11 protein-coding genes are annotated in these 14869 nt (G+C 71.7%); 8 read left to right on the forward strand and 3 right to left on the reverse strand.

The features are described 5' to 3' along the window. Positions 1 to 162: 162 nt before the first annotated feature. The 3 genes from I004_RS35670 (at position 163) to I004_RS0123710 (ending at position 3102) form a co-directional block, all read left to right on the forward strand. Positions 163 to 1560: an aspartate aminotransferase family protein gene (locus I004_RS35670; RefSeq protein ID WP_037977513.1), complete on the forward strand. Its 1398-nt coding sequence runs from the start codon at positions 163 to 165 to the stop codon at positions 1558 to 1560. A 48-nt stretch (positions 1561 to 1608) separates the two neighbouring features. Continuing rightward, positions 1609 to 2286: a GntR family transcriptional regulator gene (locus I004_RS0123705; RefSeq protein ID WP_037977516.1), complete on the forward strand. Its 678-nt coding sequence runs from the start codon at positions 1609 to 1611 to the stop codon at positions 2284 to 2286. A 162-nt stretch (positions 2287 to 2448) separates the two neighbouring features. Further along, positions 2449 to 3102, forward strand: coding sequence for a hypothetical protein (locus I004_RS0123710; RefSeq protein WP_028437546.1), 654 nt, complete (start codon positions 2449 to 2451; stop codon positions 3100 to 3102). A gap of 42 nt (positions 3103 to 3144) precedes the next feature. Here the strand turns inward: I004_RS0123710 and I004_RS35675 are convergent, their stop codons facing one another. Continuing rightward, positions 3145 to 3834 carry an SLATT domain-containing protein gene (locus tag I004_RS35675; protein ID WP_158677084.1) on the reverse strand — a complete coding sequence of 230 codons (690 nt, stop codon included), beginning with the start codon at positions 3832 to 3834 and terminating at the stop codon, positions 3145 to 3147. Positions 3835 to 4046: 212 nt separating this feature from the next. Here I004_RS35675 and purD point away from each other — a divergent pair, with 212 nt between their 5' ends. From purD to I004_RS0123740, 5 genes are all read left to right on the forward strand, one after another. Continuing rightward, on the forward strand, positions 4047 to 5303 hold the full coding sequence (gene purD, locus I004_RS0123720) for a phosphoribosylamine--glycine ligase (RefSeq protein WP_028437547.1): 1257 nt from the start codon (positions 4047 to 4049) through the stop codon (positions 5301 to 5303). Positions 5304 to 5716: 413 nt separating this feature from the next. After that, entirely contained in the window at positions 5717 to 7297 is a 1581-nt protein-coding gene (locus I004_RS0123725) for a hypothetical protein (protein ID WP_486580186.1), read from the forward strand. An 82-nt stretch (positions 7298 to 7379) separates the two neighbouring features. Further along, positions 7380 to 8876: a N,N-dimethylformamidase beta subunit family domain-containing protein gene (locus I004_RS0123730; protein ID WP_028437549.1), complete on the forward strand. Its 1497-nt coding sequence runs from the start codon at positions 7380 to 7382 to the stop codon at positions 8874 to 8876. Positions 8877 to 9035: 159 nt separating this feature from the next. Continuing rightward, on the forward strand, positions 9036 to 9986 hold the full coding sequence (locus tag I004_RS0123735) for a phosphoribosylaminoimidazolesuccinocarboxamide synthase (RefSeq protein WP_028437550.1): 951 nt from the start codon (positions 9036 to 9038) through the stop codon (positions 9984 to 9986). Between the two features lie 272 nt (positions 9987 to 10258). Then, on the forward strand, positions 10259 to 11260 hold the full coding sequence (locus tag I004_RS0123740; RefSeq protein WP_028437551.1) for a response regulator transcription factor: 1002 nt from the start codon (positions 10259 to 10261) through the stop codon (positions 11258 to 11260). A 121-nt stretch (positions 11261 to 11381) separates the two neighbouring features. Here the strand turns inward: I004_RS0123740 and I004_RS0123745 are convergent, their stop codons facing one another. Then, on the reverse strand, positions 11382 to 12848 hold the full coding sequence (locus I004_RS0123745; protein WP_037977522.1) for a phytoene desaturase family protein: 1467 nt from the start codon (positions 12846 to 12848) through the stop codon (positions 11382 to 11384). Beyond that, positions 12845 to 14866, reverse strand: coding sequence for an ABC transporter ATP-binding protein (locus I004_RS35680; protein ID WP_078511722.1), 2022 nt, complete (start codon positions 14864 to 14866; stop codon positions 12845 to 12847). Before I004_RS35680 ends, I004_RS0123745 begins: the two co-directional genes overlap by 4 nt. Positions 14867 to 14869: the final 3 nt, after the last annotated feature.

Consider the following 14869-nt stretch of genomic DNA (forward strand, 5'->3'; position numbering starts at 1 on the left):
ATGAGAACGCGAACCCGGGGCAGCCGTTCAAGGGGCGCTGAGGGGCCGTCGCACGGAACGGCCCAGGGCATGGCGATGCCGCGGTGTTGATTGCCCTGCTGGGGCACCCCCTAGGCTGTGCCCGTCCCACCCGGCGCCTTCCCCGAGCTGAGGAGCCAGCACGTGACAAGCACGAGTACGAACCCGTCGACCCCCGCCGTCGCCCCCGACCCGGCCGCCGGCCAGGCGGTACGGGCCGCCGACCGGGCGCACGTCTTCCACTCCTGGTCCGCGCAGGGGCTCATCGAGCCTCTGCCCGTGGCAGGCGGCGAGGGCTCGTACTTCTGGGACTACGACGGCAACCGCTACCTGGACTTCTCCTCCCAGCTGGTCAACACCAACATCGGGCACCAGCACCCCAAGGTCGTCGCCGCCATCCAGGAGCAGGCGGCCCGCATGTGCACGATGGCGCCCGGGTTCGCCGTCGACGTACGTGCCGAGGCGGCGCGGCTCGTCGCGGAGCGCACCCCCGGCGACCTGGACAAGATCTTCTGGACGAACGGCGGCGCCGAGGCCGTCGAGAACGCCGTCCGCATGGCCAAACTGCACACCGGCCGCCCGAAGGTGATGAGCACCTACCGCTCGTACCACGGCCACACCTCGGCGGCGATCCACATCACCGGCGAACCGCGCCGCTGGGCCAACGACACGGGCTCAGCGGGCGCCGTGCACTTCTTCGGCCCGCACCTGTACCGCTCGCACTTCTACGCCGAGACGCAGGAGCAGGAGTCGGAACGCGCCCTTGCCCACCTTGAGGAGACGATCGTCTACGAGGGCCCGGGCACGATAGCCGCGGTGATCCTCGAGACCGTTCCCGGCACCGCCGGCGTCCTCGTGCCGCCGCCCGGATACCTCGCCGGGGTCCGTGAGATCTGCGACCGCTACGGCATCGTCTTCATCCTCGACGAGGTGATGGCCGGGTTCGGGCGCACCGGGGCCTGGTTCGCCGCGGACCACTTCGACGTCACCCCTGACCTGATCACCTTCGCCAAGGGCGTCAACTCCGGCTATGTGCCACTGGGCGGCGTGGCCATCTCCGCCGAGATCGCGGGCACCTTCGACAAGCGTCCGTACCCGGGCGGGCTCACCTACTCCGGGCATCCGCTGGCGTGCGGTTCCGCCGTGGCGACGATGAACGCCATGGCGGAGGAGGGCATCGTCGAACGGGCCGCGCAGATCGGCGAGAACATCATCGGCCCGTCGCTGCGGGAGATCGCGGGACGCCACCCCTCGGTCGGCGAGGTGCGCGGCATGGGCGTCTTCTGGGCACTGGACCTCGTACGGGACGAGGAGACCCGCGAGCCTCTCGTGCCGTACAACGCGAGCGGCGCGGACAACGCACCGATGGCCGAGTTCGCGGCCGCCTGCAAGCGGGGCGGTGTGTGGCCGTTCGTGAACATGAACCGCACCCACGTCGTACCGCCGTGCACGATCAGCGAGGCGGAGGTCAAGGAGGGGCTGGCCGTCCTGGACGAGGCACTCGTTGCCGCCGACGCGCACACGACCTCGGGGCGGGGCTGAGGCCGGGTCCGGGCGAGTTCGTCTCGCGAGTCGATTCGAGCCGAGCCGATGATCAAGCGAAGTACGCTGCGGGCGCAGATCGCCAGCGCCCTGCGGGACGAGATCCTGGCCGGGAGACTCCCGGCCGGGAGCCACTTCACGGTCAAGGAGATCGCCGAGCAGTACGGGGTGTCCGCCACACCCGTGCGCGAGGCGCTGGTCGACCTGGCCGCGCAGGGGCTGCTGGACGTGGAGCAGCACCGGGGCTTCCGGGTCCACGAGTTCACCATCGACGACTACCGGGCGATGGTGAAGGCCCGGATGGTGGTCCTCGACGGGCTCTTCCACGGCTACTTCGCGGAGGACGGACCGGTGCCGATGCTCACGCTCGATGACGCCGTCCTCGCCTCCGTGCGGCGCCGGGCGGAGGCCGCGGTGAGGGCGGCCCGCGCCGGCGACCTCGACGTGCTGATCGGCTACGACCTGCGCTACTGGCGGGAGTTGGGCGACGTCATCGGGAACCGGTACATCTGCGATTTCCTGGACCGGCTCCGCGTGCAGTGCTGGGTCTTCAGCGTGCCCTGCCTGCGCGCCGAGCGGGACCTGGCGAACCGGCTGTGGTCGGGGCACCGGGAACTGGTGGACGCGGTGGAGCTGGACGACGCACAGGCGACGCAGCGGCTCGTGGCCGACTACCACCAGCATGCGCTGGCGCTCGCGGAGAAGCCGCTGGGGTCCGGTCCGTGAGTCCGTTCCGCACGATGACCGGCATCGCGACCGGCATCGCGACCGGCATCGCGAGTGGCACCGTGCGTCCCGCACTCTTCAACACGGCCCCGGCGGGCGGCATTACGCTGTTGCGACCGGGCTGGGGGCGTCCCCCGGCGAAGCGAGGCTGGAGAAAATCCCTTGGCATGTGATCTCTGGTTGGTTCCCCTCGTCGACGTGCTGTGCCACAGCCCCGACAACCCGTTCGCCGAGGAGATCGCTGCGTACGACAAGGCCCTGACGGAAGCCGGGCTGCCGCCCGTCCCCGTCTACAACTACATGCCGGGCCTTTCGGGGGACGTCGCGCCGGTCGCGGGTTTCGACTACGAGGCGCTGCACTTCCTGCGCCGCGCGCACATTCTGCAGATGTGCAATCTCGAGGTCACACCAGTCGACGAACTGGGTGGCGACTACGAGCAGTTGCTGGAGATGTTCGAGTCGACGGTGCAGCAGTCCCATCTCGTGTGGCACTACGACCACGCGGGTGCGTACGTCCCCCTCGACTTCCCCGTGCCGCTCGCGAACGACGAACTGATCGACGGCGGCGGCCCGTTGGGCTCCAGCCACGGTCTGCTGCGCGAACTCGAGACCGTCGCCCCGTACGTGGGCATCGACCCGGCTGCACCGCCGCCTGCCCCGCAGTCTCCCTCGCGCCCCACGGATCTGGAGGAGCCGGCGGAGATGCCGGTGGCCCCCGAGGACGGGCCGTTCGCGCGGGAGCGGCACGTGTGGCTCGGGCTGCACGCGGCGGCCACGCGGAGCCTGGCGCAGGGATCGATGATCGTCTTCAGCTGACGCGGGATGCCCGGCGCCCGCCGTCCGGACGGGGACGCAACGTCACAGCGGCCCCTCGGGCGGGCGCTGGCGGGGCATGTTCGGACGGAAGCCGGGCGGCGCGGGGAAGCGATGCACGTTGTGCCCGGCGGCGCAGATCTCCGCGGGGCGCGCCGCCGGAACAGCCACGGGCTGCGAGGCCAGCGGTGAGGGACCGGGCCTGAACTCCAGCATCCAGTCCGCGGTTTCGCTCCGGACGATCTCCGAGACGTCCTCGGTGAAGCGGCGCAGCAGCGACAGTCCGCGTTCGGCAGCCTCACCCGCCCCGCCCTCCGTCGGACCGAGCATCTCGCGCACGGACTCCGAAGCCCAGTCGTACTGGAGCGTCTCCAGCCTGCGCTGGATCGCCTGCGCCGTCGCGACGTTGCGGATCCAGCCCGACGTCAGCCCGAAGTACCGGTCCGCGCAGATGCACACCAGGGCGCCGAGCAGCGCCACATAGCCCCACACGGCATGCCGCACGGGCAGCACCCCGGTCAGGGTCAGCAGCGGAAGCACCGCCGCGCCGACGGCCCCGAGCGCCGTACCGGTGCGCAGGGCGCGCGCGCCCCACTGCTTCAGCGTGCGGTCGGAGAGATACCAGTCGGCGATGAACAGCGCACGCTGCTCCACCCATACGTACAGCTCGTCGAGGCGCTCCCCCGGCTCGCCCCAGTCACCGAGCGGGAACGCCCGTCCCGCCCCGGGTCGCATCTCCGGCTTGCTCACCGCCACACCCCACAACACACGCGCCACGACGACGACCGTTTCGAAGGGCCCTTCCTACCGCCATAAGTGGGGGCGCAACGCCACTTTGCGGCCGAACTACCACCGAATTGTGCACTGCTCAGGTATAGGACGGATTCCGCTCTCACTCGAAAGAGTGCCCCGCGAAGCGCTCGGACGCCGACGTCTAGGCTGCTCCCGTGAGGATTCTGGTCATCGGCGGCGGCGCCCGCGAACACGCCCTGTGCCGCTCTCTTTCGCTCGACCCCGAGGTCACCGCGCTGCACTGCGCACCCGGCAACGCCGGAATCGCCGAGGTCGCCACGCTGCACGCCGTGGACGCTTCGGACGGCGCCGCGGTCGCGACGCTCGCGGAGACGCCGCAGGTGAACGCGGACCTCGTCGTCATCGGGCCGGAGGCACCACTCGTCGCCGGTGTCGCGGACGCCGTACGGGCGCGCGGCATCGCCGCGTTCGGGCCGTCGGCGCAGGCGGCACGCCTGGAGGGTTCCAAGGCGTTCGCCAAGGAGGTCATGGCGGCGGCGGGCGTGCCGACGGCCCGCAGCCACCTGTGCACGACACCGCGGGAGGCCGACGAGGCGCTGGACGCCTTCGGCCCTCCGTACGTGGTGAAGGACGACGGGCTCGCCGCCGGCAAGGGCGTCGTCGTGACCGACGACATCGAGGCCGCCCGGGCCCATGCGCACGCCTGTGAGCGGGTCGTCATCGAGGAGTTCCTGGACGGTCCGGAGGTCTCCCTCTTCGCGGTGACGGACGGCGAGACCGTCGTGCCGCTCCAGCCCGCGCAGGACTTCAAGCGCGCCTACGACGGCGACGAGGGGCCCAACACCGGTGGAATGGGCGCCTATTCACCTCTCCCGTGGGCCGACCCGAAGCTGGTGCAGGAGATCGAGCAGACGGTGCTCAGGCCGACCGTCGACGAACTGCGGCGCCGCGGGACGCCGTTCTCGGGGCTGCTCTACGCGGGGCTCGCGATCACGTCGCGCGGCGTGCGAGTCATCGAGTTCAACGCCCGCTTCGGCGACCCGGAGACCCAGGCCGTGCTGGCGCGGCTGCGCACGCCGCTGGCGGGGCTGCTGCACGCCGCGGCCACCGGCCGGCTGGCCGACCTCCCGCCGCTCAACTGGAGCGAGGAGGCTGCGGTCACCGTCGTCGTTGCGGCGCACGACTACCCGGCGACGCCCCGCACGGGCGACGTGATCGAGGGGCTCGACGCGGTGGCGCAGCAGGACGCTCCCGAGGCGTACGTACTGCACGCGGGCACCAAGCGGGACTCGGAGGGCCGCGTGGTCAGCGCGGGCGGCCGGGTGCTGTCCGTCACCGCGACGGGTCCGGGGCTCTCGGGGGCACGCGAACGGGCGTACCAGGCTCTCGGGCGCATCCGGCTCGACGGCTCGCACCACCGCACGGACATCGCTGCCAGGGCGGCGGAGTAGGCGGCTCCGGTTGGCGGGGCCGGCGGCCCGCCCCGGGGGAGGCCCGCAGGGCGATCGTCCGCGGCGGTCGGTCGGACCGTGCACGCATAAAGGGCACACGGGGACGGGGCGGACACTCCTCTCACCCCCCGATGACGCAAGAGCTCTACCCAAAGCCATTCCATCGAGTGACCGGACAGCGGAGCGGCTGACGGCTGAACGGCCCCCAACTAGGGTTCCGCGCAAGCCGCATGGGCGTCCGTGGCCTGTGCCGGGCTGTGTCCCGAGTGGCCCTGCGCACGTTGCGGTGTCGGCGCGCGGTGCCACAGTGGGACCACCGAAACCCGGGAAACCGGACACGTCGTGATGGGGGTGAGCAGTTCGTGGTGGGCCGCCAGGCAGGGACGCGCTCCGCGCGCTCGCATGCTCTCTCCGTGCTCCGCATCCGCGGCACGGCGCTCGCTCTCGCGCTGCTGCCCGCCGCGGCCGCGGTGATACTCCTCGCGGCCGAGACGACGGGCCGCATCGGCGCCGACTGGGCGGGGGTGCGGCTCGCAGTGAGCGGTGTCGCGCTGCTGGCCCTGGCGGTGGCCGGGGGCGTCGCGGCCGTGATCGCGCGGTCGCGCCCGGCCGTCTCTCCCACCGTCCCCGTCGAGGAGAGCTCCGCCACCGACCTGTACGACCTGGTGCGGGATCTGGCCGAGCGGCTCGAGGTCCCGGTGCCCTCCGCCGTGGCGCTCACCCCGGACTGCGACAGCTGGCTCGAGGACCGCTCGCACCGCACACGCGGGCGTGTGGCTCCCGTGCTGGTCATCGGCTCGCCGTTCCTGTGGTGGATGAGGGTGGCGGAACTGCGCGCCCTGCTGGCGCCCGTGGTCGCGGGAACCGGTCCTTCCCTGCATCCCGACATAGCCGCGGCTCGCCGATTCGTCCGGGGGCTGGACGCGGCGGTCGCCGTCGCCGACAAAGCACGCGCCGGGCGGTCCGGCACGTCAGGGCCGGGTGCCGCGCTGCGCCGGGCCGGTCTCCGCTTCGCGGGCGGCTGCTCCCGGTTGATGCTCCGGTCGTGCGGGCCGCACGCGGCCGAGATGGAGCGCGGGGTCGCCGCCGCGGCCGCCGCTCGTGCACAGGGTGTGGATCACGCGCTGCGCACCGCGGCCCAGGAGCAGGTCGGCCTCGCCTACGCGGGCTGGGACAGGCTGCTGACGCGGGTAGCCCTGCCCGCCTGGCGCATCGGCCGGTGGCCGGCCCGTCTCGATGCCGGAGTGGTCTCCGCACTGACCGACCTCTCCCACCGGGACAGGCTCGCGGAGAGTTTCACCTCGCGCCTGGGTGAGCGCCCGGCCTGCGATCTGCTCGACGAGCCGGGCGCCGTCGACGAAGCGGTCTCGCTGCTCGCCGCCCGCCTCTTCCACGGAGGACCGCCGGAGCCGGGGCCAGACTGGGCGCCGGTGGACTGGCAGGAGTACCCGGAGGAGGTCGTCGACCGCATCTGGCGCACCCGCGCCTCCCGGCTCTTCACACATCTGGCAGCGCTCGACCGTCCAGGCAGCGGCTCTGTGGACGGCGGAGCGACCCCGGCCCGGATCATGGAGTGGCTGGCGGGCGGCGCGGAGGCCCGTACGGAAGAGCTCGCCGCCGGCATAGGCGCCGCCGTCGCCCGTGAGACCACGCACGAATCGTGGGAGGACGCGCTAGTGGCGCCGCTCATAGCCGGCCCGGGTGACGGAGCCGGCGTCTCGCCCATGGGCCTCCCGCTCCAGGCGCCCCGCAGCGGGCGCGAGTTGATGCTGGAGCACATCACCGCGGTGATCTGCTGCGCCGCCGTGGACACGGCGGGCGCCGTCCCCGGTCTCGACTGGCTCGACGGGCCGGCGCTCCTCGTCGACGGTGCGCGCGCGGCCGACCTGACGGGCCCCGTGCACGAACTCGTCGAGGCAGGTGACGCCCAGCCGCTCCGGGAGTGGATGGCCGCGGTGGGCGTCCGCCCGGACAAGCCCGTTCGCCTCGTATGATGCCGGGCGGTGACACGCCGCTCGCGTAATGTGATGGTGTGGCTCTGTCGGGGGCGTCGACAAGCAGGGGGGTGAGTCACAAGTGGGCAAGGCAGACATCCGGCGCTGGGAGTCCGGGGCGCTTGCGCACGCGGTCACGGACCCGTTCGGTCAGGGGCCGCTGCCCTGGCTGCGCTTCGGCGAGCAGTACTTCGACAACGGCCGCATGGTCCCCTGGTACGTGGACCACACCGGCCTCGAGGACGTTCTCTCCGGCGAGCGGATCCGGCGCAGCCCGGGCGTCGGCCGCCCCCGCACCGCGGACGACCTGCACTGTCAGATCAAGGGCTTCGCGGGCAGCGACGGTGGCACGGCCCCGGGTGATTCGCTCGACTTCCGCATCACGGTCGACCCGCCGCAGTCCTTCGGCGTCGACATCTACCGCATCGGCCACTACGACGGCGACGGTGCCAGGAAGATCACCACCAGCCCGCGTCTGTCGGGCATCCGCCAGCCGGCCCCGCTCACCGCCGGGAAGGCGGTCTCCTGCCACCACTGGTGGCTCTCCTGGCGCCTGCAGATCCCCGAACACTGGTCCACCGGCGCCTACGTCGCCGTCCTCACCACCGCCGACGGGTGCCACCGGTCGCACATCCCCTTCACCGTCCGCGACCGCACGCCCGGCGACCTTCTCCTCGTCATGCCGGACGTCACCTGGCAGGCGTACAACCTCTTCCCCGAGGACGGCCGCACCGGTGCCAGCCTCTACCACGCCTGGGACGAGGAGGGCCGGCTGCTGGGCGAGGAGGACGCCGCCGTCACGGTCTCCTTCGACCGCCCCTACGCGGGAGCCGGCCTGCCCCTGCACGTGGGCCACGCCTACGACTTCATCCGCTGGGCAGAGCGCCAGGGCTACGAGCTCGCATACGCCGACGCCCGCGATCTGCACGCCGGACGTGTCGATCCGGCCCGCTGCCGAGGCGTCGTGTTCCCCGGCCACGACGAGTACTGGACGGTGCCCATGCGCCGTGCTGTGGAGCGGGCGCGCGACGCGGGGACCTCGCTGATCTTCCTGTCCGCCAACACCATGTTCTGGCAGGTCCAGTTGGACCCGCTGCCCGGCGGTTCCCCCGACCGGCTGCTGACGTGCCGCAAACGCCGGGGCCCCGGCCGCGCCGCCCAGTGGCGCACGATGGGCGAACCCGAACAGCTCGTGCTCGGCATCCAGTACGCCGGGCAGGTGCCCCGTCCGTACCCACTGGTGGTGCGCAACAGCGACCACTGGCTGTGGGAGTCCACCGGGGCGGCCGACGGCGACGAACTGCCCGGCCTGGTCGCCGGGGAGGCCGACTGCTACTTCCCCCGCACGAGCCTGCCGGAGTACTCCGATCGTGCGCTGCTCGCCCACTCTCCGTACACCGACGTGCGAGGCGTCCGCCGCCACCAGGAGACGTCGCTCTACCGGGCTCCCTCCGGAGCGCTGGTCTTCTGCTCCGGCACCTTCGCGTGGTCGCCGGCGCTCGACCGGCCCGGCCACGTCGACCCCCGCATCCAGCGGGCCACGGCGAACCTCCTCGACCGGGTGAGCAAGAAGGGCTGAGGGAGCCGCAGGCGAAGACCCCGGGCCGCCGCGCTCCACCTGCCCCCGAGAGGTGTGCGAACCCCTCGTACGGGACAATCGGGAGTTGAAGCGCTCCCCTTCTCCCCCACTGTTCGCCGGGGGCACCGGAGGGACACCCTGACCGACCCCGGAGGACCCGTGTCCGGATTCGTGGAGAAGCCCGACCCCGTGCAGGTCCCGGGCCTGCTGCATCTGCACACCGGCAAGGTGCGCGATCTGTACCGCAACGAGGCGGGCGACCTCGTGATGGTGGCCAGCGACCGCATCTCCGCATACGACTGGGTGCTGCCGACCGAGATCCCCGACAAGGGCAGGATCCTCACGCAGTTGTCCCTGTGGTGGTTCGAGCAGCTCGCGGACCTCGCCCCCAACCACGTCCTCAGCACCGAGGTGCCCGAGGGCGCCCCGGCCGACTGGGAGGGGCGCACCATGGTGTGCCGCTCGCTGCGCATGATCCCCGTGGAGTGCGTCGCGCGCGGCTACCTGACCGGTTCGGGTCTCGCGGAGTACGAGCAGACCCGTACGGTCTGCGGACTCGCGCTGCCCGAAGGGCTCACCGACGGCTCGGAGTTGCCGGGTCCGATCTTCACGCCCGCCACGAAGGCGGCCGTCGGCGACCACGACGAGAACGTCAGCTACGAGGAGGTCGCCCGCGAGGTCGGAGCCGAGACCGCTGCCCAGCTGCGGCAGTTGACGCTCGCCGTCTACCAGCGCGCCCGCGACGTCGCCCTCGACAGGGGCATCATCGTCGCCGACACCAAGTTCGAGTTCGGACACCGGACCGGTGACGAGGACGGCATCGGCGTGCAGGCCGAGTCGGACGTGGGTCTGGTGCTCGGCGACGAGGTGCTCACCCCCGACTCGTCCCGCTTCTGGCCCGCGGACAAGTGGAAGCCTGGACAGGCGCAGGAGTCCTTCGACAAGCAGTTCGTCCGCGACTGGCTCTCCGGGCCGGAGTCCGGGTGGGACAAAAGGGGCGACGAACCTCCGCCGCCGCTGCCGGACAGCATCGTGGAACAGACCCGCACGAAGTATGCGGAGGCGTACCGGATGCTCACCGGGCTCGAGTGGTTCTGGCCGCTGCGCTGACGTGCCGGTGCGGCCGCCGGACGACCCGTCGTGATCCACGAGCCGAACGCAAGGCGCGATTTCCGGAGTTGAATCCTCCGTCCGGGACGGTGCATACGGGGGCAGATGTGCACCATACGAAGGGCCCTTTCGAAAAGGTCTCCCTCCGAGGGGTGTTCGGCGCCTTCGTTTTTTCTATGCTCGGAGACCTGTTCCGCATGTGGGTTCCCAAGTTCTGACCACCTCCCATGTGCACGGGTCCAGGCGGGGCGACCGGACAGGGGGAATTCACCTTGGGTACGAACGAGATGTCCTATCTCGGTCTCACCGAGGAGCAGGAACACATGTACCGGCTCTGTCTGCGTGAGCCCGGCATAGGACTCGACGGCCTCATAGACCAGCTCCGGCTGCCGCCGAACGCGGCACGCAGGGAGTTGCGCAGGTTGCGTGAATTGGGCCTGCTGCGAAGACAGGCCGACGGACTCGCCGCTGCGGATCCGGACGTGGCGGTGGCCAGACTGCTCGACCTGCGCCTGCACGAACTGCACGAGAAGCTGCAACGCGTCACGCAGCTCCAGCCGTTGGTGGCGTCGCTGCGCGCCGAGCGAGGCGAGGAGAGAGAGCCCGCCGCCCTCGGCATCGAGCAGGTCACCGACCCGGCGAAGATCCGCGACCGCATCGACGATCTGGCCTTCTTCGCCCGCGAAGAGGTCGCCCTCGTGGAGCCGGCCGTCGCGCTGCGGCAGGACGAGATCGACGAGGCACGCCCGCGTGCGCTGCGCTGCCTGCGAAGAGGGCTGACGGTGCGCACCGTTCTCGTCCGCAAGGCTCTCGACCACGAGCCGACGGTGGCGTATCTGCGGGAACTGGAGTCGTACGGGGCACGGGTGCGGCTGGTCACCCACACCACGGCGAAGATCCAGATGTACGACCGCCGCACGGCCGTCGTCCCCGTCGACCCCGTCGACCCCGAAGAGTTCGCCGCCGGCGCGCTGTTCGCGCAGGAGAGCGGACTGGTCTCCAACATCCTCGCCCTCTTCGAGTCGATCTGGGCCGAGTCGGAGGACCTGGCGACGCTGCTGGGGGAGTGGAGATCCGAGGAGGACTCGCCTTCCGAGCTGGAGCGGATGGTGCTGCGGGCGATGTGTTCCGGGGGCAAGGACGAGGCGGGGGCGCGCGACCTGGGTGTCTCCGTACGTACCTACCGGCGCTACATCGCGGACCTGATGCAGCTGCTCGGCGCGGGGAACCGGCCGCATGCGGCGCTGCTGGCGCGGGAGCGTGGCTGGATCTGACGGGCGGTCGCGTCGGGGCCGGGCTCGTCGGGTGGTTGAGAAGGCCGGAGGCGGTGGTGGGCGTGCCCAGCGCCGCCGTCGCTCCCCCGCCCGGGCGGCTGGGCTCAGGCCCGGACCGGGCTCAGGCCCGGACGCCCGACGAGGTCGGCCCCAGCGCCGGCGCCTCACGCACGCCGAAGCGGTGCCGGAGAGCCGAAACCGCGGCCAGATGGCCGCACATGCCGTGCACGCCGGGCCCGGGCGGCGTCGAGGCGGAGCACAGGAAGACGCCGGGCAGCGGGGTGCGCCAGGGGTCGAGCCTGGCGACAGGCCGCGCCAGCGACTGGTACAGCGTCATCGCACCGGCTCCGATGTCGCCACCCACATAGTTGGGGTTGTACGACTCGTAGTCGCGAGCCGCGACGCCGCGCGCCGCGAGCACGGTGTCGCCGAAGCCCGGCGCGTACGTCTCGATGCGTGAGCGCAGAAGGGCCACCGGGTCGCGCGGATCGCCGTTCGGAACGTGCGCGTACGCCCACACGGGCCGCTTGCCCTTGTGCGCCCGCCCGGGATCGGTGGCCGCCGGGTCGACGAGCAGCACGAACGGCTCGTCAGTGGGCTTGCCCCGTACTGCCAGCCGCTCCCTGCGGGCGATCGCGGTGTGGCTGCCGCCCAGGTGGACGGTGCCCGCGCGGCCCACGTCCGGATTGGTCCACGGGACGGGCTCCGAGACGAGGAAGTCGGCCTTCGCCGCGCCCGGCCCGTAGTGGAAGCGCCTCAACTGCCGTGCGTAGCCCGCCGGGAGACGCCCTTCGGCGAGGGTGAGCAGCTGGGTGGGAGTGGTGTCGAGCAGGACGGCGCGCGCGTGGTCGAGCTGGCGCAGGCTGGTGATGCGCGAGCCGGTATGGATGGTGCCGCCGTGCGCCCGTACGTCGTCCGCCATGACCCGGGCGATGCGTTCGCTGCCCCCGCGCGGCAGCGGCCAGCCGCTCGCGTGCGCGAGGTGCCCCAGCAGCATCGCGACGGCGTCCGAGGCGAGGGAGGGCAGCTTGCCCACGGCGTGCGCGGCGACTCCCGCGAGCAGCGCCGGGGCGACGTCCCCGCGGAAGCCGCTGAGTGCCCTCCTGGGGAGCAGCCGCGCCGCGAGCAGCAGGACCGCGGTGGGATCGTCCGGCAGGGAGCGCTGGCCGCTCATGATGAAGTCCACCAGGCCCGTGCTGTGTTCGACCAGCGGCTCCATCAGCTGCCGCCAGCGCCGGCCGTCCTCGCCGAGACCGTCGCAGGTGGTGTCCAGGTCGGGGTGTGCGAGGCCGGCGCGTCCGTCGTCCAGCGGATGCGCGTAGCCGATCTCGGGGCCGAGGAGTTCCACACCGCGGGCCGTGAGGTCGAACTCGCGGAAGAACGGCGAGGCGGCGGCCATGGGATGGACGGCGGAGCACACGTCGTGCCGGACGTCGCTGTCGAAGTACGCCTCGCCCCGCAGGCCGCCGCCGATGGAGGCGGCGGCCTCGTGCAGCTCGACCCGCAGGCCGGCCCGCGCCAGGGTCACCGCTGCGGCAAGCCCGTTCGGACCGGTGCCGACGATCGCCGCATCGACGGTCTGCGTCACCGCGATCCGCCGACGGGCGTGCCGTTGTGCACCGGCGTCCCGTTCCCGTTCTGGCCCGCGGCACCCGCGAACCCCGGCATGCCGGACGGGTCCGTGGGCCATGAAGCGGCCGAAGTGGCGGCCTGCAGCTGGGAGTTGGCGAGCCGGTGGTAGAGCGCGTCCCGCTTCATGAGCTCGTCGTGCTGGCCCACGGCCTGCACACGGCCCTCGTTCATCACCACGATCATGTCGGCGTCGACGACCGTGGAGATGCGGTGCGCGATCGCGATCACGGCGCAGCGGGCGGAGACCTTGCGCAGCGTCTCGCGGAACTCCCGTTCGGAGTCGGAGTCCAGATGGGAGGTGGCCTCGTCGAGGAGGAGCACCGCCGGCCTCTGCAGCAGGGCGCGAGCGATGCACAGGCGCTGCCGCTGGCCGCCGGAGAGACCGCTGCCCTGGTCGCCCAGTTCGGTGTCCAGTCCCTGGGGCAGCTCGCTGACGACCTTGGTGAGACCGGCCAGTTCGATGACCTGGCGTACGTCCTCGTCGTTGGCGTCGGGCGTCGCGTACACGACGTTGTCGCGCACGGAGCCGCGCATGGCCGCGGTGTCCTGCTGTACGTAGCCGACGAGTCCGCGGAGCGTGGACAGCGGCATCGTCTCGATGTCCTTGCCGCCGACGGTGATGCTTCCGGAGTCCAGCGCGTGGAATCGCTCGATCAGCTGGAAGAGCGTGGTCTTGCCGGCGCCGGACGGGCCGACGACCGCGGTCATCCCGCGCGCGGCCACGGAGAAGGTGACGTCGGAGAGCGTCTCGGCCGGCTGCTCGGCGCTGCCCCCCGCGCTTCCCTCGCCGCCCTCGCCGTTCTTCTCGTCCTTGCCGCCGTAGCTGAAGTGCACGGAGCGGAACTCGACGGCGTCCTGGTCCGCCGAGAGCGACGAGGTGGACGGAGGCTTCGGCCGGTGCCGCATCCTGTCGAGCACGCCGCCCTCCTGCGGAAGGGTGGTGAGCTCGTCGACCCTGCGGATCGCGGCACGCCCCTGCTGGAACTGGCCGATGGCCAGGAAGAAGAGCACCAGGGGGGAGACCATGTAGAAGAGATACATCACGAAGGCGGTGAGGTCCGCCATCGACATCGTCCCGCGGGTCACCCGGGTCATGCCGACGCCGACGACGACGGCGAGCGCCGCCTGCGTACCGACGTTCATGGCCGGCATGAAGAGCGCGTTGAGGCCGTTGACCCGCACCCCGGAGTTGCGTGCCCGCCAGGCCAGCAGGCCGATGCGGTTCGTCTCGCGGTCCTCCGCGCGGGATGCCTTGACGGTGGGCAGCGCCGACAGCGCGCGCTGCACGTCCGAGCCGTAGGCGCTGGTGTCCTCGCGGTTGACGACCGCCGCCCTGCGCACGCTGCGCGCCAGCACCAGCGAGACGCCGCTGGCGATGCCGAGGCAGGCGAGCGTGATCAGCATCATCCACACGTCGATCAGGAACATCACGACGACGCCGCCCGCCACCGTGAATCCGTTGATGACGAGCTGCGCCAGGCTCTGCGACAGCGCGATCTTCGCGAGCGAGGTGTCCGAGACCGTACGTGTGAGGACGTCGCCCTGCTGCTGCTTGCTGTAGGCGGACAGGTCCACGTGCAGCAGGCGTCTGGTGAGGAGCATGCGCACGTCGTAGACGACGTTCTCGCCGGCCCGGCCGATCAGATACGACTGGAGCGCCGAGAACGCGCCGTCGACGCAGAACAGGCCCACGAGGATCAGGACCGCCATGGTCAGTGGCTTGTTCGCAGCCGCCTGTTTGATCAGTTCACCGATCGCGTACGGCTGCGCGAGCTGCGCCGTCACACCGATCAGGCCGATGACGATGCCCGCGGCGAGCAGCCCGCGGTGGCGCCGCGCCAGGTACCAGACGGCGGCCGGACTGGTGCCGCCCCGCCGTCTGCGCGCGTGCGCCGGGCCCAGGTGCTCCGGTGGCTCCTCCGCACGGGGAGTCTCGGAACCCGTCGTGTCCTTCGCCTCCACGGTGCTGCTCATGCC

The organism is Streptomyces sp. TAA486 (assembly GCF_000426165.1).

Coding starts and splice junctions, on each gene's coding strand:
- I004_RS35680 (WP_078511722.1), bottom strand. CDS start 14,866: ATGAGCAGCACCGTGGAGGCGAAGGACACGACGGGTTCCGAGACTCCC.
- I004_RS0123705 (WP_037977516.1), top strand. CDS start 1,609: ATGATCAAGCGAAGTACGCTGCGGGCGCAGATCGCCAGCGCCCTGCGG.
- I004_RS35675 (WP_158677084.1), bottom strand. CDS start 3,834: ATGCGACCCGGGGCGGGACGGGCGTTCCCGCTCGGTGACTGGGGCGAG.